General features: G+C 72.0%; 15 protein-coding genes. 5 read left to right on the top strand and 10 right to left on the bottom strand.

Features of this window, described 5'->3' with window-relative positions; translation table 11 throughout:
• Nucleotides 1-34 precede the first annotated feature (34 nt).
• On the bottom strand, nt 35-3049 hold the full coding sequence (locus MB828_RS18970) for a S53 family peptidase (RefSeq protein ID WP_301649252.1): 3015 nt from the start codon (nt 3047-3049) through the stop codon (nt 35-37).
• A 364-nt stretch (nt 3050-3413) separates the two neighbouring features.
• Here MB828_RS18970 and MB828_RS18975 point away from each other — a divergent pair, with 364 nt between their 5' ends.
• Both MB828_RS18975 and MB828_RS18980 read left to right on the top strand, forming a co-directional pair.
• Nucleotides 3414-3989 carry a TetR/AcrR family transcriptional regulator gene (locus MB828_RS18975; protein ID WP_301649253.1) on the top strand — a complete coding sequence of 192 codons (576 nt, stop codon included), beginning with the start codon at nt 3414-3416 and terminating at the stop codon, nt 3987-3989.
• A gap of 128 nt (nt 3990-4117) precedes the next feature.
• A complete protein-coding gene (locus MB828_RS18980; protein ID WP_301649254.1) occupies nt 4118-4912 on the top strand; it encodes an SDR family NAD(P)-dependent oxidoreductase in 795 nt (264 codons plus the stop codon).
• 63 nt (nt 4913-4975) lie between these two features.
• On the opposite strand, the gene MB828_RS18985 is transcribed toward MB828_RS18980, so the two are convergent.
• The 6 genes from MB828_RS18985 to MB828_RS19010 all read right to left on the bottom strand — a co-directional run bounded on the left by MB828_RS18985 (nt 4976) and on the right by MB828_RS19010 (nt 12465).
• Nucleotides 4976-5539, bottom strand: a complete 564-nt coding sequence (locus MB828_RS18985; RefSeq protein ID WP_301649255.1) for a dihydrofolate reductase family protein — start codon at nt 5537-5539, stop codon at nt 4976-4978.
• Nucleotides 5540-5892: 353 nt separating this feature from the next.
• On the bottom strand, nt 5893-6948 hold the full coding sequence (locus MB828_RS18990; RefSeq protein WP_301649256.1) for a LacI family DNA-binding transcriptional regulator: 1056 nt from the start codon (nt 6946-6948) through the stop codon (nt 5893-5895).
• Between the two features lie 95 nt (nt 6949-7043).
• Complete coding sequence (locus MB828_RS18995) at nt 7044-8501, bottom strand: GH1 family beta-glucosidase (RefSeq protein ID WP_301649257.1); 1458 nt, start codon at nt 8499-8501, stop codon at nt 7044-7046.
• Between the two features lie 207 nt (nt 8502-8708).
• A complete protein-coding gene (locus tag MB828_RS19000; RefSeq protein ID WP_133021747.1) occupies nt 8709-9629 on the bottom strand; it encodes a carbohydrate ABC transporter permease in 921 nt (306 codons plus the stop codon).
• 14 nt (nt 9630-9643) lie between these two features.
• Entirely contained in the window at nt 9644-10636 is a 993-nt protein-coding gene (locus tag MB828_RS19005) for a carbohydrate ABC transporter permease (protein ID WP_046731583.1), read from the bottom strand.
• Nucleotides 10637-11148: 512 nt separating this feature from the next.
• Entirely contained in the window at nt 11149-12465 is a 1317-nt protein-coding gene (locus tag MB828_RS19010; RefSeq protein WP_133021745.1) for an ABC transporter substrate-binding protein, read from the bottom strand.
• A 1089-nt stretch (nt 12466-13554) separates the two neighbouring features.
• Between MB828_RS19010 and MB828_RS19015 the strand changes: the two genes are divergently transcribed.
• Both MB828_RS19015 and MB828_RS19020 read left to right on the top strand, forming a co-directional pair.
• A complete protein-coding gene (locus tag MB828_RS19015; RefSeq protein ID WP_301649258.1) occupies nt 13555-14985 on the top strand; it encodes a GH1 family beta-glucosidase in 1431 nt (476 codons plus the stop codon).
• 182 nt (nt 14986-15167) lie between these two features.
• A complete protein-coding gene (locus MB828_RS19020) occupies nt 15168-15845 on the top strand; it encodes a hypothetical protein (RefSeq protein ID WP_301649259.1) in 678 nt (225 codons plus the stop codon).
• A 77-nt stretch (nt 15846-15922) separates the two neighbouring features.
• Here MB828_RS19020 and MB828_RS19025 read toward each other — a convergent pair whose 3' ends face one another.
• From MB828_RS19025 to MB828_RS19035, 3 genes are all read right to left on the bottom strand, one after another.
• Nucleotides 15923-17401 (bottom strand): glycoside hydrolase family 18 protein, encoded by a 1479-nt coding sequence (locus MB828_RS19025; protein WP_301649260.1) that lies wholly within the window; start codon nt 17399-17401, stop codon nt 15923-15925.
• 111 nt (nt 17402-17512) lie between these two features.
• Nucleotides 17513-18922: a sensor histidine kinase gene (locus tag MB828_RS19030; protein ID WP_301649261.1), complete on the bottom strand. Its 1410-nt coding sequence runs from the start codon at nt 18920-18922 to the stop codon at nt 17513-17515.
• Entirely contained in the window at nt 18919-19629 is a 711-nt protein-coding gene (locus MB828_RS19035; RefSeq protein ID WP_206306345.1) for a response regulator transcription factor, read from the bottom strand. Before MB828_RS19035 ends, MB828_RS19030 begins: the two co-directional genes overlap by 4 nt.
• Before the next feature lie 98 nt (nt 19630-19727).
• Between MB828_RS19035 and MB828_RS19040 the strand changes: the two genes are divergently transcribed.
• The gene (locus tag MB828_RS19040) at nt 19728-20246 is read left to right on the top strand and encodes a hypothetical protein (protein WP_301649262.1); all 519 of its coding nucleotides are present in this window, start codon (nt 19728-19730) and stop codon (nt 20244-20246) included.
• Nucleotides 20247-20295: the final 49 nt, after the last annotated feature.

The raw sequence follows: 20295 nt of genomic DNA on the forward strand, positions 1-20295 counted from the left end.
GCGGTGGTGCCGTCGGTGGGGGCGTCGGTGGGCGTCAGCTGATGTAGCCGGCCACGTCCGCGAGCACGTGGGTGGTGCTGCTCGCGTAGAGGTCCACCTTGCCGTCGGAGCCGACGGGCACGATGACCTGGTTGGCGATCGTCCTGCCCTGCGCCCAGTTCAGGTTGGAGGCCGTCGGACGGCTGCCGCCGTCGGCCCAGGCGGAGAGGTACCCGCTGCCCGTGGTGCCGGTGACGGTGACGGTCAGCACGACGGCCTTGACGCCGGTGGACGGGATGCCGTCGCGCCCCGAGATCTGCAGGGCCAGCGTCTTGCCGGCGCCCAGCGCCGTCGTCTGCCGGGTGTCCAGCAGGCGCAGCGGGGTGACCGTGTCGAAGGTCGAGCCGCTGGTGGAGAAGTAGCCGGAGACGTCGGCGATCACGTGGCTGGTGCCGTGGACGTAGACGCTGACGTTGCCGTCGCTGCCGATCGGCACGACCACCAGGTTGGGGATGGTGGTCCCGGTGGCCGACCAGTTGACGTTGGACGCGGTCGGCCGGGTGGCGCCTTCGGGGTAGGCCTCCAGGTAGCCCCCGCCGACGGTCTGGGTGGCCGTCAGGTTGAGCACCACGGAGGTGGCGGCGGTGGGCACGCCCCCATGGCCGCGGACCTTGAGGCTGACCACCGCGTTGGAGATCTTGCTGGTGGTGGGGATGCCGACCTTGGAGCGGGTGTCCAGCAGGCGGGCCGGGGTCAGCGCCGTGTACTTCGAGCCGGTGGTGCCGCTGGTGTAGTAGCCCTGGACATCGGCGATCACGTGGGTGGTGCTGCTCGTGTAGAGGTCCACCACGCCGTCGCCCGCCACCTTCACGGTCGCCGAGGCGGCGATGGTCTGGCCGGCGCCGGTCCAGTTGAGGTTGCTGGTCGACGGTTTGCCGGTGCCGTCGGCCCAGGCGATCAGCGAACCCGCGCCCGTGGTGCCGGTGACCGTGAGGTTGAGCACGACGGCGGTCACGCCGCTGCTGGGGATCCCTCCGGCTCCCTCGATCTTGACCGGGGCGGTGCCGCCCGCGACCAGGGGCTTCGTGGCCGGGACGGAACTGAGGCCCCAGCCGGTGCCGTTGCGGGTGTCCAGCAGCCGCTTGGGGCTGCTGAGCGGGTGGAAGGTGGCGGCGCCCGTGGCGGCCGTGCCCTTGGCCGCGCACAGTGCGCTGGTCAGGCCGGCCTCCTTGGGCGAGCCCAGGCCGGTCACCTCGTCGTAGCCGGCCGCCGCCGTGTAGCCCGTGGCGTACACGGAGTTGTCGCCGCTGGTGACGTCCCAGAAGTTCGTCGGGTAGCTGCTCCGTGCGGCCTTGTAGAGGGCGTTGTTGAGGAAGCCGACCGGGCCGTTGGCCTGGCAGGCCGTGCCCGCGTTGGCCTGGACGACCGCGGCGGCCCAGGTCGGGGCCGCACCGCTGGTGCCGCCGACGAGGCCGGGGACGGGACTGGAGGACTGGCTGTCGTCCTGGAAGTAGATCGGATACCCGTCGGCCGGGTCCGCCAGGGCGGAGACATCCGGAACGGCACGCTTGCCGGTGGTGGCGACACCGCCCTGGTAGACGACGGGGGCCCAGCGCGAGGAGACGCCGCCTCCGGTGCCACCGGAGGCGTTGCCCCACGTCGTCTGGGTCGTGGTGCTGCCCGAGGTGGTCATCGTGGTGCCGCCGACACCGGTGACGTAGGGCTGGCTCGCGGGGTCGTCGACGGCCTTGGCCGTGGAGCCGGTCGCGCGGTAGCAGTCGCTGGAGCCGTCGTCGCCCGAGGCGGCGACGACGCTCTGGCCCTGGGCGGCGGCCTCCGCGAAGACGGTGTTCTCGGCGCTCGCGGTCGCGCTGCTCTCGACCGCCTCGCACTCACCCCAGCTGGTGGAGATGACCTGCGCCTGGTCGTCGGTGACCATCCGCTGGTAGACGTCGAGCACGTTCTGGTCGGTCGCGGACGCGGCGTCCGGTCCCTGGTAGTCGATGACGGCGGCGCCGGGCACCAGACCTATCAGGTCCTCGATGTCGAGCGCCGATTCCACGCCGACCGAACCGTCGGTGGCCGGCGCGCCTGCCCCTGCCGTCGTGTCAACGTACACGTGCGACACCGGGGTGCTGGTGCCGACGCAGGACTGGTACGCGGCGATGCTGCCGGCGTCGACGTTCTCCAGCTCGAAGACGGCCACGGTCTGTCCCGCACCGGCGGTGGCGGAGCTGCTCATCCCGTAGGCGCCGGCCAGCTTGCCGGGGCTGTAGTAGTCGGTGCCGTCGGTCAGACCCGAGCCGGTGAAGTCGGCGCAGAGTGACGGGGTGTACGTGTGGGCGGTCACCGTGCGCGAACCGCGTCCGGAGACGCCGGTGGCGGCAGAATCGTTCCTGCTCGCGCGGCGTACCGCGGAGTGGTGACTGCTGACGGTGTTGACGCTGCTCAGACCGACGATCCCGGTCACCGAGGACGCCACGTTCGCGGGCAGCGAGGGGGCCGAGGTGTTGAGGTAGTCGGTGGTGCCGTCCTTGAGCCGGACGTTGTGGAAGCCGGTGGCGAAGGCGTGGGACGCCTGCGCGGCGGTGGCGGTGACCGGAATGGACAGGCCGTCCGGGCTGACCCTGCCGGGAGAGAGACCGGCCGCCTTCAACGCCCCCGAGACCGCCGCGATGGTGGCCCGCGTGGGACCGAAGACGGAGGCGAACTGCCCCTTGGCCAGGTAGTGGTGGTACTGGGCGTTGCCCGGTGTGGACACCGCGGTGACGAAGTCCGCCAGCGACCGCGGGTCCCGCGGAGCCAGGTTCACACTGAGGTGCAGCGTGGTTCCCGACGCGGTCACGCCGGTCACCTTCGCGCCCGCGGGGACCCGCGGGGCCGCCCCTACTGGCCTCGGGGCGTCCGATCCGGCCGTCCCTCCCTGGGCGACCGCGCCACCGGCGGTCGCGGTGACGGCTATGAGGGCGACGGCCGCGGCGGAAGCCGCGGCGACCGCCCTGGCCCGTCTGCCGGTCTTGGCTGCCGCGTGCCCGGGACGTCCCGGGCCGGCGTGGACCTTCTTGGCCATGCAGAAATCTCCTAAAAAATGACGCACCGTCACAGCCATGGCTGTGACGGTGGCCGAAGCGTCACTCGGGCCGACAGGCGCGTCCACATCACGAGGCGTGCAGGAGCCATCCCTCTTAGCCGAAGTGTGCGCATTTCTTATCAGGTCATGACAGGCACTGTCTCCGGTCGCCCGAGAACCATGAACGGATCTTTACGCCGGCTGTGACCCGCCGGGGTGTCACCCCGGTGCGAGGGCGGCGGGGTTCCCGGCTCGGTGGACGCATGCCGGGCCGCGCCGCCGCACCTGCTCGCCACCGGCGCCGGACGGTCGTTCACGGGCAATTGTTGATTGAGTATTCCAGAAAACGCGCTACGCTGGCTCCATGGCACGCATCAGGGAGTTCGACATCGACCGGGCGCTGGACCGCGCCATGGACCTGTTCTGGCGCAAGGGCTATGCCGAGACCTCCCTGCAGGACCTGCTGAAGGAACTGTCGATAGGCAGCGGCAGCTTCTACGCGGCCTTCGGCTCGAAGGAGCAGCTCTACATACGGGCCCTCGACCGCTACACCTCGCTCCAGGGCCACGACCTGGAGACCGCCCTCGACGGGACACCCGGGATCCGGTCCGCGGTCCACGGGGTGCTCAGCGCCCTGATCGAGGCGGACCTGACCGACCCCACGCGGGGATGCCTCGTGGTCAGCGCCGCCACCCAGTGCGGTGGCCGGCCCGAGGCCGCGGACCGTGTCAGCACCGCGATCCGGCAGGTGGAGTCCTTCCTCACCGGCGCCCTGGAGCGGGCGCGGGCGCGGGGGGAGATCTCCCCCGAGAAGGACCCGAGGGAACTGGCCAGGTTCCTGACCACCTTCATCCAGGGGATCCGCGTCGTCGGCGGAGCCCGCATGGGGAGGGAGTTCCTGGAGGACGCCCTGTCCACGGCGATGCGCGCCCTGGACTGAGAGACCCAGGAAGACAGACCCTCACCTCACCTCACCTCACCTCACCTCACCTCACCTCGCCTCGCAGCGCCCGCACCCGCGGCCCGCCTGCCCAAGTTGTGTATTGATCAATCCAGAAAGGGACCGTCATGGAACTGCACCTCGAGAACAAGGTCGCCGTCGTCACCGGAGCCAGCAAGGGCATCGGCCTGGCAGTGGCCGAGAAGCTGGCCCGCGAGGGCGTCAAGGTCGTGACCGGCAGCCGCTCCTCCACTCCCGAGCTGGACGCCCTGGCGGCCGGTCACGACGTCACGATCGTGCCGGTCGACCTGTCCACCACGGCGGGCGCCGAGACCCTGATCCAGCGGGCCGTGGAGCGCCACGGGCGGCTGGACGTCCTGGTCAACAACGTCGGCGCCGCCGAGCCCCGCGAGTCGTTCCTCGAGGTCGACGACGCCGGCTGGCAGCGGATCTTCGACCTGACGTTCTTCAGCGCCGTCCGCGTCAGCCGCGCCGCCCTCCCGCATCTGATCGCGGCGGGGGACGCGGCCATCGTCAACATCAGCTCGATCAACGCCCGGCTGCCGTTCCCCATGGTGGTCGACTACTCGGCCGCCAAGGCCGCTCTGACCAACCTCAACAAGTCACTGTCCGAGGAGTTCGCACCCCAGGGCGTACGCGTCAACGCCATCGCCCCGGGTCCGGTCCGCACCCCGTTCTGGACCGCGCCGGGCGGCTTCGCCGACGCCACCGCCGCGGCCGCCGGCACCACCGCGCAGGAGGCGCTGGACGTCGTCGTGCCGCAGAGCATGGGCATCACGTCCGGACGGGTCAGCGAGGCGGGCGAGATCGCCGACCTCACCCTGTTCCTGGCCTCCCCGCTGGCAGCCAATATCACCGGCACGGAGATTCTGGTCGACGGCGGCCAGACCAAGACGCTCTGACGCCAGGACAGGCCGGACGTGCCCCGGCGGCCGCGGGCCGCCGGGACCACCGCGGCCGGACGGTCACTTCGCCACGCGGTGGCGGAGGAGGACGACGCCGGAGTCGAAGGTGCGGGTCTCGACGAGTTCGAGGTCCACCCGCCGCTCGTCCCGGGGGAAGTAAGGGGTGCCGCCGCCCACCAGTACCGGGTAGACCACGGTCCGGTACTCGTCGATCAGGCCGGCCGCGGCCGCCTCGACGGCGAGGGTCGCGCCGCCGATCGCGATCTCGCCCTCCCCCGGTTCGGCCCGCAACCGCTCGATCTCCTCCGCCAAGCCGCCGGAGAGCAGGCGGGCGTTGCCCCGCACCGCCGTGAGCGTGGTCGAGAACACCACCTTCGGGAGCGGCTTCCAGAGCGCGGTCCACTCGAGCATCGCGTCGTCGAGCGACGGGTCCTCGTCGGCGGTCTCCCAGTACAGCATCGTCTCGTACAGCCGCCGCCCCAGCAGGTGGACGCCGACCCCCCGGATCTCGTCGATCCAGAAGCGGAAGACCGCCGGATCGGGCGCCGACCAGTTGAAACCGCCGTCCGGCCCGACGATGTAGCCGTCGAGCGAGACGCCCATCGAATAGGTCACGCTGCGCATCAGGGGCCCTCCTCGGTGACAGGTTCGACCGTACGACCGCCCGGCGCCCCGGAACTCATCGCCGCACCCGGAACCTCAGCCGCCGCCGCCCCGCCGGGCCGCGACGACACCGCAGCCGTCCAGGTAGTCACGCACCCGCACCAGCCGCCCATCCCGGACGGCCAGGACCCGAGACCGAGCCGGGGCCGGGGTCGGAGGCCGGGGCCGGGGCCGGGGCCGGGGGCGGAGGCCAGGGGCGGAGGCCAGGGGCGGAGGCCAGGGGCGGAGGCCAGGGGCGGAGGCCAGGGGCGGAGGCCAGGGGCGGAGGCCAGGGGCGGAGGCCGGGGGCGGAGGCCGGGGGCGGAGGCCGGGGGCTAGGAGGATGTCCTGATCACCAGTTCCGTGGGGAGGACCGCGTGTTTGCGTTCGGGGCCGCGGGACTCGGCCGGGCGGCGGTCGGCGATCTCGGTCAGCAGCAGGTCGATCATCGCGCGCCCCATCTCCACGATGGGCTGGCGGACGCTGGTGAGCGGCGGCTCCATGTGGCGGGCGATGGCCGAGTCGTCGTACCCGACCAGCGCCACGTCGTCGGGGATACGGCGGCCCGCCTCGCGCAGCACCTGGCGGGCGCCCGCCGCCGTCACGTCCGAGCCGGCGAAGACCGCGTCCAGCGCGGGCTCGCGCTCCAGCAGCCGGGTCATCGCGCGCCGGCCGCCCTCCTCGGTGAAGTCCCCTGCCTCGATGAGGAGTTCGTTCACCTGATGACCGGCGTCGCGCAGCGCGTCCCGGTAGCCGTCGACGCGGCGCTGGGCACCGTACACGTCGAGGCGGCCGGTGATGTGCGCGATCGTCCGGCGGCCGCCGGCCAGCAGGTGCTCGACGGCCGAGCGGCCACCGCCGTAGTTGTCGGAGTCGACGGACACCAGCGTCTCGGCGGCGGACCGAGGACCGCTGATCACCGCGGGGATCTCCAACTGCGCGAGCAGGTCGGGCAGCGGGTCGTCGGCGTGCACGGAGACCAGCAGGACGCCGTCCACACGGTGGGCGGCCAGGTACTGGGCGAGCCGCTGGCGCTCCCGGTCGCTGCCCGCGAAGATCAGCAGCAACTGCATCTCGGTGTCGGAGAGTTCGGCGCCGACACCGCTGAGCATGTCGGAGAAGTACGGCTCAGCGAAGAACCGGGTCTCCGGCTCGGGGACGACGAGGGCGATGGCGTCCGTGCGGTTGGCGGCCAGCGCGCGGGCGGCGGTGTTGGGCACGTAGCCGAGTTCGTCGACGGCCGCCTCGACGGCCGCCCGGGTCGCGTCGCTGACCCGTGGCGAACCATTGATCACCCGCGACACCGTGCCGCGGCCCACACCCGCCCGGGCGGCGACCTCTTCCAGCGTCGGCCGCCGGGTTCCCCGGCCCCGCTCACCCTTGACCGTCATGGTCGCCGCCTTCCGTTCGCAGCCTTCAGGCCAGGAATGTAACAGCCGTCACCCGGCCGTTCCCGGCCCCGTCGTCCCCCGGGGAGAGTGCCGGGTCAGCCCTGCTCACCGGCGGCCGGCAGCGCGTTCTGGCGGATCACGTCCGCGTACCAGTGTGCGCTCGCCTTGGGGATGCGGCGCTGGGTGCCGTAGTCGACGTAGACGGCGCCGAAGCGCTTCGAGTAGCCGTAGGACCACTCGAAGTTGTCGAGCAGGGACCACAGGAAGTAGCCGCGTACGTCCGCGCCGTCGGCGACGGCCTGCCGGACGGCCTCCAGGTGCGCGTGCAGGTAGGCGATCCGCTGCGGGTCGTTCACCCGTCCCTCGGGGGAGACGTAGTCGTCGAAGGCGGCGCCGTTCTCGGTGACCATCAGGGGCAGCCGGGGGTGCGAGGCCGCGAGCCCGGTCAGCAGGGTGTGCAGACCGCTCGCGTCGATGGCCCAGTTCATCGCGGTGACCTGGTCGTTGGCCAGGTGGAAGGTCACGTCGTCGGCGCCCGTCCACGGCGAGTGGTCGCTCGCGCCGTGGCCGTCGTTGCGGGTGCCTGCGCCGCCCTCGACGGCCGCGGAGACCACGGTCGGGGAGTAGTAGTTGACGCCGAGCAGGTCGACCGGGCGGGAGATCTCGGTGAGGTCGCCGTCGTGCACCAGCTCCGCCCAGTCCACGAGGTGCGCGGTGTCGGCGAGCAGGTCCTCCGGGTAGGCGCCGTCCAGGATCGGACCGGTGAAGATCCGGTTGCCGACCGCGTCGATACGGCGGGCGGCCTCGGCGTCCGCGGCGCTGTCGGTCAGCGGGCGCACCTCGTGCAGGTTCAGCGTGATGGAGGTCTGCGCGGTCGCCGGCAGGTTGTCCCGCAGCACGCCGACCGCCCGGCCGTGCGCCAGGTTCAGGTGGTGCGCGGCGCGCAGGGTGGCCGCCGGGTCGGTACGGCCCGGGGCGTGCACGCCGGAGCCGTAGCCCAGGAACGCGCTGCACCAGGGCTCGTTGAGGGTGGTCCACACGCCGACGCGGTCCCCCAGGGCGCGGGCCATGATCTCGGCGTAGTCGGCGAAGCGGTACGCGGTGTCCCGCTGCGGCCAGCCGCCCGCGTCCTCCAGCTCCTGCGGCAGGTCCCAGTGGTAGAGGGTGACGACGGGGGTGATGCCCGCCGTCAGGAGTTCGTCGGTGAGCCGCCGGTAGAAGTCCAGGCCGCGCTCGACGGCGGGTCCGCGGCCGGTGGGCTGCACCCGGGACCAGGAGACGGAGAACCGGTAGGCCTTGAGGCCGAGGTCCTTCATCAGCGCCACGTCGCCCTGGTACCGGTGGTAGTGGTCGGCGGCGATGTCACCGGTGTCGCCGTTGCGGACCTTCCCGGGGGTGTGGCTGAAGGTGTCCCAGATGGACGGGGTGCGGCCGTCCTCGGCGGCGGCCCCCTCCACCTGGTAGGCGGCGGTGGCGGCCCCCCAGACGAAGCCGGGCGGGAAGGAGGTGTGGGAGGCCGACTGGGCGGTGGGCTCGGTTCGTACGGCGGTCATGGTGGGAACGCTCCCGGAGTGACGTGGGAAGGGGGGCAAGAGGGGCAAGGGGGCAATGGGGCAAGCGGGCCGAGGTGAGTCGGACGAGGTCCGGGTGCGGGGCCTGCTGCGGGGTCCTGCTGCGCGGGCGCCCGGCCGGGTACGGCCCGCGGGGGAGACGGGCCGTACGAGTGGCCGTACGACGGGACGGAGCGACGGCGACCGGGGTCAGCCCTTGACGGCGCCCGCCATGATGCCTCCGACGATCTGCTTGCCGAAGATCACGAAGACCAGCAGCAACGGCAGGGTGCTGATCAGCGCGCCGGCCATGACGATGCTCTGGTCCGGGGTGTAGGAGGCGCTGAGCTGGCCCAGTGCGACCTGGAGGGTGGGGTTCTCCTGGTTCAGGGCGAGGAAGGGCCAGAAGAAGTCGTTCCACGCCTGGACGAAGGTGAGCATGCCCAGCACCATCATCGCGGGCCGGGCCGCGGGCAGCACCACGTTCCACACGATGCGGATGTTGGTCGCGCCGTCCACCTTGGCCGCCTCGATGAGTTCGTAGGGCAGGGCCTCCAGCAGGTACTGGCGCATGAAGAAGACACCGAAGGCGCCGACCAGGGTCGGGAAGATCACCGACTCCAGCTTTCCGCCCCAGCCGATGTCCGCCATCATCATGAACAGCGGGACGACGCTGAGCTGCGGCGGGATCGTGAGGGTGGCGATGACGGCGGTCATCAGGGCGCCCCGGCCGCGGAACCGCATCTTGGCGAAGGCATAGCCGGCCAGCGTGCAGAAGAACAGGGTGGCCGCGGTGATGCAGCCCGACACGATCACGCTGTTGACGATGGCCTTGCCCAGGTTGGCCTGCTCCCAGGCGGTCTGGAGGTTGCTCCACAGCCTGCCGCCCGGCAGCAGTGGCGGCGGGCTGTCGAGGACGCGCTGCTGGTCGTGCGAGGCGGCCACCAGCGTCCAGTACAGCGGGAAGATCGAGCCCAGGCCGACGACGACCAGGGCGAGATAGGTGAGAGGGCCGCCCTTGAGCTGCTGTCCGGCGCCGAGCTTGAGGCGTACGCGGTTCCTGGCCGGGGCGGCGGCCGGCGGCCTCGGGTCGAGGTCCGGCGCGGTGTTGGTGGGGCTGGTCGTGGTCATCGATATCGCTCCCGTCAGGCCGCGTTCTTGCGCAGGAACCGGCCGACGATCAAGTTGATCAGGGCGATGAGCAGCAGCAGGGCGAGCATCGCCCAGGCGACCGCCGCGGCCGGACCGAGATGCCCCAGCTTCCAGCCGTAGTTGTAGAGGTAGATGCTGAGGGTTTCGTACTGGTGCTCGTTGCCGCCGGTGGAGCCGAGCGTGCCGCCCTGGAGCAGCAGCGGCTCACCGAACAGCTGCATGGAACCGATCGTCGAGATGACGATGGTGAACAGGATCGTCGGCCGCAGCGAGGGGATGGTCACCTTGCGGAACTGCTGCCAGCGGGTCGCCCCGTCGATGGAGGCGGCCTCGTACAGGTCGGTGGGCACGGCCTGCATGGCCGCCAGGTAGATGAGGGCGTTGTAGCCGGTCCAGCGCCAGATCACGATGACCGAGATGGCGATCTTCGAGGTCCATTCCCCGTTGCCCCAGTCGGTGTTGCCGATCCCGACGAAGTGCAGCACCCAGTTGAGGATGCCGCCGTCGGCCCGGAAGACCAGGGCGAAGACCAGGGCCGCGGTCGCCACCGAGGTGGCGTACGGGGTGAGGACGACCGTCCGCCAGAACGTGCTGGCGCGCAGCTTGTAGTTGAGGAGGTGGGCGAGGCCCAGGGCCACGAGCAGCTGCGGGACGGTCGAGATGACGCCGATCAGGAAGGTGTTGGTGACCGCCGTCCAGAACTCCGAGTCCTGGAGGATCTTGGTGAAGTTGTCGAAGCCGACCCATTCCGAGGTGCTGAGGCTCGTCATCTCCACCCGGTGCAGGGCGATCCAGCCCGTGTAGAGGAGCGGGTAGAGCCCGAAGGCACCGAAGACGAGGAAGAACGGGGCGATGTACGCGTACGGGGACGCGAGGTCGTCGAAGCGCCACAGCCGGCTGCGCCAGGTGCCGCGTCCGTTCGGCGCGGTACCGGAACCGCCGGCGGGCGGGGTGGGGGCACCCCGTGTGGGTGTCGTCGTTGCCACGGGGGATTTCCTTCCTGGGGGATCGGCCGGGGAACGGGGGCGGGACGAGGCGGGACTGGACCGGAGGGGACTCCCCCGGCCGCTGGACCAGACGGACTGGGCCAGGCGGGACGGGACCCGGACGGACTGGACCAGACGGACTGGACCAGACGGACTGGACCAGGCGGGACGGGACCAGGCGGACTGGATCAGGGCGGGCCGGGCCAGGCGGGGCGAGCTGCGTCGTCGGGTTCCGCCGCGAACGGGCGGCTGCCGGCGGCCGGCAGTGGGGCACCGGACCTTCCGCCGGCCCGGGGCCCACCGCGCCGTGGTGTCCGGCACGTCCTACCCACGTGCCGGACACCACGGCGCGGACCGCCGCCGGTGCCGACGGGGCCCGGTACGGAGCCCCGCCCACCGGTCCCGGTGACCGGGGGCGGGACGGGGCCCGGTGGCGGTGGCGGTGGCGGCCGCACGGCCCCGCACGCCACAGCGCGGCGCGGGCGGCCGGCGGGCCACCCGCACCGCGGTTGTCAGCCGATCACCTTGTCGATCGCCTCGGTCGCGGCCTTCCACGCGTCGGCGGGCTTGGTGCCCCGCTGCTCCATGTTGTTGATCTGCGTGGAGATCGTGTCCTTGATCGTCGCGTCCTTCGGGCCGAGCACCGCCTCGGGGATGGACTTGGCCTCGTCGGCGTAGATCTGGCCGATCGGCGCGTCGTTGAAGTACGGGAGCGTCGCGCTCTTCACGCTGGCGAGGTCATAGGCGCCCTTGTTCGACGGGAACACGCCGATCGCCTTGAACACCTCGGCCTGCTGCTCCGGCGCGGTCAGCCACTTGACGAGCTCGGCGGCCTCCTTGGTGTGCTTGCCGCTCTTGGGCACGGCCAGGAAGGAGCCGCCCCAGTTGGCGGCCGTCGTACCGGGCGCCTTGGCGATGTCCCACTTGCCCTTGAAGGCGTCACCGGAGTTGGTGGAGATCTGGCCGGCCATCCAGGCGGGGCAGGCCACGGTCGCCACGGTGCCCTTGCGCAGCGCCGCCGTCCAGGCGTCGGTGAACTGCGCGAGGCCCTGGGTCAGCTTCTTCGACGCGGCCTCGGCGGCCAGGTTCCAGCCCTGCTGCACGGAGGGGCTGTCCTTGTAGATCGCCTTGCCGTCGGCGTCGTAGTACTGCTGCGCGGAGGAGCTGACCACCGCGTTGTACATGGCGCTCGCGGAGTCCATGAAGTAAGTCCCGGACGGGGCCTTCTTCTTGTACTGCTCGCCGAGCTTGAGGTAGTCCTCCCAGCCGCCCGCGACGGCCTTGGCGACGGCGTCGCGGTCGGCGGGCAGGCCCGCCTTCTCGAAGAGGTCCCTGCGGTAGCAGAGGGACATCGGGCCGATGTCGGTGCCGGCGCCTATGACCGTGCCGTCCTTGGCGGTGGCCTGCTTCTCCTTCCAGGACACCCAGTCGTTCACGTCGATCGTCTTGCTCAGGTCGGTGAACTTGGCCGCCTGGGTGTCGGCGACCTCCTTGATGCGCCCCACTTCGATGCCGGTGACGTCGGCCAGGCCACTGCCCGTGTTCAGCTGCTGAAGGAGCTTCGGGTAGTAGTCCTGCTCGTTCGCGGTGGTCTCTTCCTTCACCGTGATGTTCGGGTGCAGCTTGTGGTACTTCGCGAACAGGTCGGCTTCCTTGTAGCCGAACTGGCCGAAGTCGGCCACCTTGAGAGTGATGTTCCCGTTGGAGTCCGAGCTGTCCGAGTCGCTGTCGCTGCTGCAACCGGTCAGCAGCAGGGCCGAGGCGGCGAGGACCGATGTGGTCACGGCCGCCGCTCTGCGGCCACGACCGCCGGTACGGGTGATGCGCATTCCACTACTCCTTGTTCCAGTGGGGAACGGGATCTCAGGAATCAGACCGCCGGGGTCCGACGGTCCGGACCTGCCCTCTCGGTGCGAGCAGCGGCCGGCCCACAGCACTCGGGTGTGCGGTGAAAAGGTGCTGGTCAACGGGGTGCGGTGACGACAGAGGGAAGGACCATGGGGTGGTTCGGTGCACACGGGGGACGTTCCCCCGACCAACCGTGGGACCGCTCCCACGCGGCATGCCGGAAGACTGGTTCCTGCCGGGCCAGCTGTCAAGACTTGAAAACGGCGTTGTTGCCCAAGCGTGTTCCGCGCGTCACGGGAATGTGTCGCCCCGCGGGGTTTCGCCGGCCGGACACCGGCCCGTCGCACGCAGGAATCACGCAGGTCACCGGTGCGGTGATCCCAGGGGCCACAGAAGTCGCAGGCTCCGAGGGGGCGTTGCCGGGGATTTCCCGCACGGAACGGGGGGCGGCGGGGACGGGCGCCGGAAGGTGAACGAAGCGGTTCACGGGCGGACCGAGGGTGCGGGGCGGCCGGCCGTCCCCGGCCGCCCGGAGCCGCACCACCGGCCACCCGCCGGCCCGTCCCGCGCCGCTGTCGGCCGCGGCTCCGTCGTGGCCGATCGCGCAGTTCCCCGCGCCCCTTACGGGGCCCGTTGCGCCACCCTGCGGAACACGCCACCCGCCTGCCCAGCCCCCGCCGACGTCGGCCGCGGCTCCGTCGTGGTTGATCGCGCAGTTCCCCGCGCCCCTTACGGGGCCCGTTGCGCCGCCCGGCGGATCGCGCCACCCGCCTGCCCAGCCCCTGCCGCCGTCGGCCGCGGCTCCGTCGTGGCTGGTCGCGCAGTTCCCCGCGCCCCTTACGGGGCCCGTTGCATCGCCCTGCGGATCACGCCACCCGCCTGCCCAGCCCCTGCCGCCGTCGGCCGCGGCTCCGTCGTGGTTGATCGCGCAGTTCCCCGCGCCCCTTACGGGGCCTGTTGCGCCGCCCCGCCGTCGGGTTGCGTGTGCTCGCCGGGCTGTGGCCTGCGGGGTTTGTTGTGGGAGCGCTCCCATGCATAATGGGGGGTCACCGACCCATGGGAGCGCTTCCATGACCGAACCGCTGACCGTGACCTTTCCTGCGGGCTTCCTCTGGGGTGCCGCGACCTCCGCCTACCAGATCGAGGGGGCGGTGCGGGAGGACGGCCGTACCCCGTCGATCTGGGACACCTTCAGCCATACGCCGGGCAAGACGGCCGGCGGCGAGACCGGTGACATCGCCGTCGACCACTACCACCGCTACCGGGACGACGTGGCGCTGATGGCGGAGCTCGGCCTGGGCTCGTACCGGTTCTCGGTCTCCTGGTCGCGGGTGCAGCCGACCGGCCGCGGCCCCGCCGTCCAGGTGGGCCTGGACTTCTACCGGCGGCTCACCGACGAACTCCTGACCGCGGGCATCAAACCCGCGATCACCCTCTACCACTGGGACCTGCCGCAGGAGCTGGAGGACGCGGGCGGCTGGCCGGAGCGGGACACGGCGTACCGGTTCGCCGAGTACGCGGGGATCGTCGGCGAGGCGCTGGGCGACCGGGTCGAGCACTGGATCACCCTCAACGAACCGTGGTGCAGCGCCTTCCTGGGCTACGGCTCCGGCGTGCACGCCCCCGGCCGTACCGACCCGGCGGCCACCCTGCGCGCCGCCCACCACCTCAACCTCGCGCACGGCCTCGGTACTTCGGCGCTGCGTTCGGTGATGCCGGCCCGCAACCGGCTCGCGATCAGCCTCAACTCCTCGGTGGTGCGTCCGCTTTCGCAGGACCCGGCGGACCTGGCGGCCGTCCGGAAGATCGACGACCTGGCCAACGGGGTGTTCCACGGCCCGATCCTGCACGGCGCGTACCCTCCGTCGCTGTTCGCTGCGACGGCGTCGGTGACGGACTGGTCGTACGTCCTGGACGGCGACCTGGCCGCCGTCCACCAGCCGCTGGACGCCCTCGGGCTGAACTACTACACGCCCGCCCTGGTGTCGGCGGCGGCCGGCGCGGCGGGCGGCCCGCGCGCGGACGGCCACGGCTCCAGCACCCACTCCCCCTGGCCGGGCGCCGACGACGTCACCTTCCACCAGACGCCGGGCGAGCGCACGGAGATGGGCTGGACGATCGACCCGACCGGCCTGCACGAACTGATCATGCGCTACAGCCGCGAGGCCCCGGGGCTGGCCCTCTACATCACCGAGAACGGCGCGGCCTACGACGACAAGCCCGACCCCGACGGCACCGTCCACGACCCGGAGCGCATCGCCTATCTGCACGGCCACCTCGCGGCGGTGCGCCGCGCCATCACCGACGGCGCGGACGTGCGCGGCTACTACCTGTGGTCCCTGATGGACAACTTCGAATGGGCGTACGGGTACGGCAAGCGGTTCGGCGCGGTGTACGTCGACTACGCGACGCTCGCCCGTACCCCGAAGGCCTCCGCGCACTGGTACGCGGAGGCGGCCCGCACGGGCACCCTGCCGCCGGCCCGGCCGGCGGCGGCCTGAGAGCCGGGGGCGCGGCCCTTGGGGGGTGCCGCGCCCCCTCCCCCCTCCCCCCGCTCCTCACAGAAACCGCTCAGCCGACGATCAGCGGCCTCTCAACTCCCCGGCGTCTCATGGTCCGTACGAGGTGACCGAACCTCGGATCGCACCCCGGATCGAACCTCGGGGCATCGGAGGACGTCATCATGGGTCTCATCGCGCTGGTGGTGCTGGCGCTGGTCGTCGCCGGGGCGGTGGCCTTCGCCGCCAGGAGCCCGCACCAGGCCGCGGCCGGTCCCGGCCCGACGGCGCGGCAGGACCTCGCCGCCGACGCCGGCGCGGAGGCCACTCGCTGGGTGGACCGGCTCGGCGGCGGTATCGCGACCCTGAACGGGGGCGACGACCGGGCGGCCCGGCAGGCGCTGGCGGACGCGACGGAACGGCATCGCGCGGCCCAGGCCCAGCTGGCGACGGCGTACACGCCGGCGCAGTACGCGCTGGTGACCCAGACCGCGGTGGAGGGCCTGCACCACGTACGGGCGGCCCGTACCGCCCTGGGCCTCGACCCGGGCCCCGCCCTGCCGCCGACGGGCACCGCCGCGGCGGGCCGGCAGGTGACGGTGGACGGCCGCACGTACACGTCCGCGGACCGCCCCGGCGCGGGCACTCCCTACTACTACCCCGGCGGCACGGTCGCCGGGCGCGCCGTCCCCGGCGGCTGGTACAGCACCCCGTGGTGGAAGACCGCCCTGGTCGCGGGCGCGGCGGGGGTGGGCGGCATGCTCCTGGCCGACGCGCTCCTCGACGGCTTCCACCATCCCGGGCCGCCCCCGCCGGCCGGTCCGGGCGGACCTGGCGGGTTCGGCGGCCCGGGGGTCTTCTAGCGGTACGGCGGAAGTCCGTGGTCCGGGCCGGTTCGAACGGCCCGGACCACGGACGTGCGGGGGGTGTCAGCGGTGCGTCAGCCGATCGCCTTGAAGGCGTTCGAGAAGGCGTACGGGTTCTGGACGACCGAGCTGCACGTGGCGTCCGCGGTGGGCTTGGCGCCGCCGGCGCACTGCTTGTCGCGGGTGGCCGACCACATCGAGAGGCCGCCGAGGCCCTTGGACTTGGCGAAGTCCACGAGCTGGGTGGCGTCGTCGACCTTGAAGATCTCGGTGGAGACGTCGTTGACGCCGATCATCGGGGTCACCGCGACCGACTTCCAGGCGGCGGCGTCGGAGAGGCCGAGGACGCTCTTGATCTGGGCCTGGGTGGCGGTGGCGGCCTGGGTGGCGTAGGTGCCCATGTCACCGTTGTACGAGGCGCCGTAGTCCATCGCCATGATGTTGACGGTGCTGATCCGCACGCCGTTGGCCTTGGCGTTCGAGAGCAGGTTCACGCCGTCCTGGGTGAGGCCCTCGGGCATCACCGGGAGGGTGAAGGAGACGTCCAGGCCCGGGTGGCTCGCCTGGAGCTTGGCTATCGCCTTGGCGCGGTTGGTGTTCGCCGTGGTGTTGGGCAGCGCGCCGCCCTCCACGTCGAAGTCGACCTTGGTCAGCTTGTAGGCGTCCACGGCCTTGCCGTACGCCGCCGCCAGCGCGTCCGCGGAGGAGCAGGTGGTGGCGAGTTCGGAGCCGGACGCGCCGCCGAAGGAGACCCGGACGTCTCCGCCCTTGGCGCGCAGCGCGCCGATCTGGGCGGCGACCGCGTCGCTGGACAGGTCCGACACCCCGCCCCACTTGGGGGTGCAGCCGCCGCCGTCGGTGATGAAGGCGAGGTTGTAGTTCTTCACGCCGGTCGCGTCCACGGCCGCGAGCAGGTCGAACGCCGGGTAGAGGGAGGTGTCGACGTAGGGCGCGAAGCCGGCGGAGGTGGTGGTGCCGGATCCGGTGCCGGTGCTCTGGGAGGGGGAAGCCGTGGGGGTCGGCGTCGCGGTCGGTGTCGCGGTCGGTGTCCGGGTCGCGGACGGAGTGGGGGTGGGTGTCGGGGTCGGGGACTGCGTGGGGCGGCCGCTGGGCTCAGGCGTCGCCGTACCGCCCGTCGAGCAGCTCGCGTCGTCGATGCGACAACCGGTCGGGTCCCCGCTGCCGTTCACGACGAAGCCGACGGTGACCGACTTGCCGGCCGCGAGGCCGTCGGTGTCCCACTTCGCCGGCTTCACGGTGACGTGCTGACCGCTCACGCTCGACTCGGCGTTCCACAGCGAGCTGAGCTTCGCGCCGGCCGGCAGGTCGAACTCCAGGGTCCAGTTCTTCTCCGTCGCACCGCTGTTGTTCGTGACGACGTACTGCGCGGTGTACCCGGTCGACCAGTCGCTGGTCTTCGTGTACGCGGCGCCGACCCCGGCGGCCTGCGCGATGCCGCTGAACACGAGGGCGCCGCCGCCGACGACGGCCGCCGCGACCAGACCGCCGATCGCCTTGCTCCTGTTGCTGATTCTGCGCCGGTGCGTGCTCATGCGCGTGCCTGCCTTCGCCTGCCGAATGGGGTGGGGTGCGGCAGCACGCTAGCGACCGGGAACCGGACAAACGGCCTGATAGGGACGGCTGTCGAAGACCTTAGGGTGCGCTTAAGGAAGGGATCGGGAGCGATTAAAGGTCGAGACCATTTCCTGTCTGCGCGAACGGCGCCGCCGCACCGCGCCCCGGTGTCCCTTGCGTTCCGGTTGCCGGCCGCCCAGCTGGATCCAGATCCGGACCTCGGTCCCGCCGAGCACCGACGAGCCGATCCGCACGTCCCCGCCCGTCGACTCGGCGAGCCGGCGCACGATGTCCAGCCCCAGCCCGGTCGACCCGGCCGCCCCCGAACCGCGGCCGCGGGCCATCGCCGCCTCCGGGTCGCGGATGCCCTGCCCGGCATCCGAGACCAGCACGATCACCGCGTCCTCCGCGTTGTGCACGTCGACGGCGAAGGCGGTGCCCTCGGCGGTGTGCCGGAAGACGTTGCCGAGCAGCGCGTCCAGCGCGGCCGCCAGGTCCGCGCGGGCCACCGGTATCCGGACCGGCCGGTCCACCCCGGCCACCCGCCACTTGCGGCCCTCGTCCTCCGCGAGCGCCGACCAGAAGCCCATCCGCTCCCGCACCACCTCGGCCGCGTCGCACCCGGCGCCCGGTCCGACGGCCGCCGTCTGCGGTTTGGCCTCCCGGGCGGTACGGATGATGGTGTCGACCTCGCGCTCCAACTGGGCGACGGCGGCCCGGGTCTGCTCGGCGGCGGTGCCGTCCCCGAGCGAGGCCGCGTTCAGCCGCAGCACGGTGAGCGGGGTGCGCAGCCGGTGCGACAGGTCCGCCGCCAGCTCCCGCTCGTTCGCCAGCAGTTGTACGACCTGGTCGGCCATGGAGTTGAACGCGACGGCCGCCAGCCGCAGTTCCGTCGGCCCTTCCTCGGGCACCCGTGCCCCCAGCTTGCCCTCTCCCAGTTCGTGCGCGCCCTCGACCAGTCGCTGGGCGGGCTGCACCATCCGGACGCCCAGCCGGTCGGCGACGGCGACCGAGCCGACGATCAGCGCCAGGCCGACGGCGGCGAGCACCCCCCAGGCCGTGGAGACCCCGTTGGTCACCTCGGACTCGGGCACGTACACCTCGACGACCGCGATGGCGCCGGTGCCGAGCGCGACCGGTTGCAGCAGGGTCGACCCGCCGGCCACCTCCGTCGTGGAGGCCCGCCCCAGCTTCCGTACGGTCGCGATGTCCCCGTCGGCGGCGCGCTGCCGCCCGATGTCGACGGCGGGGCCGCCGCCGGCCGCGGGTATGTGCACGGCCATGCCCCGGTCGGCGCCCGCCGAGGCCACCACCCGCTCCAGCTTGTCCCGGTCGGTGGTGATGGACAGGGCCGGGGCGACGGCGGCGGCCTCCCGCTCGGCGTTGGAGAAGGCGCGGTCGCGGGCCATCTCCTTGATGACGAGACCGAGCGGGACCGCGAAGGCGACCACGACCATCGCGGTGACCGCCAGACAGACCTTGACCAGAGCCCATCTCATCCGACCGGCCTCACTTCCCCGCCCGGTGGCTCCAGCTTCACGCCGACCCCCCGAAGTGTGTGCAGATAACGCGGCCGGGCCGCCGTCTCGCCCAGCTTGCGGCGCAGCCACGACAGATGGACGTCGATCGTCTGGTCGTCACCGTAGGACTGCTGCCAGACCTCCGCGAGCAGTTCCCTGCGCGGTACGACGACACCCGGCCTGCCCGCCAGGAAGGCCAGCAGGTCGAACTCACGCCGGGTCAGGTCGAGCCGGGCGCCGTCCAACTCGGCCTGTCTGCGCAGCGGGTCGACAGTCAGTCCGCCCACGCGCAGCACACTCGACGGGGCGGGTTCACCGCCGCCCGACCGGGCCCGGCGCAGCACGGCCGCCATGCGCGCCGACAGGTGCTCGACGGAGAACGGCTTGGTGAGATAGTCGTCCGCGCCGGCGTTCAACAGCCTTACGATCTCGGCCTCGTCGTCCCGCGCGGTGGCGATGATCACCGGTACGTCCGTGATCCCGCGCAGCATCTTCAGGGCCTCGGAGCCGTCCAGGTCCGGCAGTCCGAGGTCCAGGACGACCACGTCGAAACGGAAATGGGCGACCTCGCGCAGCGCCTCCAGTGCCGTACCGACGCTGCGCACGGTGTGCGAGGCGTCGGTCAGCTGCCGGATGAGCGCCGAGCGTACGAACTGGTCGTCCTCGACCACGAGCACACTTGCCATGCGCCGCACCGTACGCCATGCGACGGGCGCCGGTCGGGGCCTGTGGATAACTCGGGCCGAGTGCGCTGGGCGCCGCCGCTGAGGCAGTATGGCCCGCGATGCGCAGAGGACTCGTACACGTACTGGCTTGGCTGCTCGCCACGGGCGCGGCGGTCACGCTGTCGTGGTGGGGCGTCCACACGGTGATGGCGGGCACCGCCTACGACCCGCCGCGCGCCCTCCCCATCACGGCGGCGGACGACACCCCGACGACGCAGGGCGCCAGGCCGCCGGCGTCCCCGAGTTCCCGCCCGCCCTCGCGGACCGCCGTCCCGCGCCCGTCGGTGACACCCGTCGCGACCCCCTCCCGCACCCCGACGGCCACCCCGAGCCCGTCGGCCACCGCCGGTGCCACCGCCTCGGGCCAGGTGAAGGCCTACGACACCGACGGCGGCCGGGCGGTCTTCGACCTGGGCGACACCAGCGCGACCCTGGTCTCGGCGACGCCGGGCACGGGCTGGTCGATGCAGGTGTGGAAGACGGAGACCTGGATCCGCATCGAGTTCGGCAAGAGCACGGACCGGGTGACGGTCTTCTGCACCTGGCACGACGGCCCACCGCATGTGGAGGTCTACTGACAGCGAAAGTGAAAGACAACTAGATATTGACAGTGGACTCCCATTTGGC

This window comes from Streptomyces arenae (assembly GCF_022343545.1).
Classification (GTDB): domain Bacteria; phylum Actinomycetota; class Actinomycetes; order Streptomycetales; family Streptomycetaceae; genus Streptomyces; species Streptomyces humi.

Coding starts and splice junctions, on each gene's coding strand:
- MB828_RS18970 (WP_301649252.1), bottom strand. CDS start 3,049: ATGGCCAAGAAGGTCCACGCCGGCCCGGGACGTCCCGGGCACGCGGCA.
- MB828_RS18975 (WP_301649253.1), top strand. CDS start 3,414: ATGGCACGCATCAGGGAGTTCGACATCGACCGGGCGCTGGACCGCGCC.
- MB828_RS18980 (WP_301649254.1), top strand. CDS start 4,118: ATGGAACTGCACCTCGAGAACAAGGTCGCCGTCGTCACCGGAGCCAGC.
- MB828_RS18985 (WP_301649255.1), bottom strand. CDS start 5,539: ATGCGCAGCGTGACCTATTCGATGGGCGTCTCGCTCGACGGCTACATC.
- MB828_RS18990 (WP_301649256.1), bottom strand. CDS start 6,948: ATGACGGTCAAGGGTGAGCGGGGCCGGGGAACCCGGCGGCCGACGCTG.
- MB828_RS18995 (WP_301649257.1), bottom strand. CDS start 8,501: ATGACCGCCGTACGAACCGAGCCCACCGCCCAGTCGGCCTCCCACACC.
- MB828_RS19000 (WP_133021747.1), bottom strand. CDS start 9,629: ATGACCACGACCAGCCCCACCAACACCGCGCCGGACCTCGACCCGAGG.
- MB828_RS19010 (WP_133021745.1), bottom strand. CDS start 12,465: ATGCGCATCACCCGTACCGGCGGTCGTGGCCGCAGAGCGGCGGCCGTG.
- MB828_RS19015 (WP_301649258.1), top strand. CDS start 13,555: ATGACCGAACCGCTGACCGTGACCTTTCCTGCGGGCTTCCTCTGGGGT.
- MB828_RS19020 (WP_301649259.1), top strand. CDS start 15,168: ATGGGTCTCATCGCGCTGGTGGTGCTGGCGCTGGTCGTCGCCGGGGCG.
- MB828_RS19025 (WP_301649260.1), bottom strand. CDS start 17,401: ATGAGCACGCACCGGCGCAGAATCAGCAACAGGAGCAAGGCGATCGGC.
- MB828_RS19030 (WP_301649261.1), bottom strand. CDS start 18,922: ATGAGATGGGCTCTGGTCAAGGTCTGTCTGGCGGTCACCGCGATGGTC.
- MB828_RS19035 (WP_206306345.1), bottom strand. CDS start 19,629: ATGGCAAGTGTGCTCGTGGTCGAGGACGACCAGTTCGTACGCTCGGCG.
- MB828_RS19040 (WP_301649262.1), top strand. CDS start 19,728: ATGCGCAGAGGACTCGTACACGTACTGGCTTGGCTGCTCGCCACGGGC.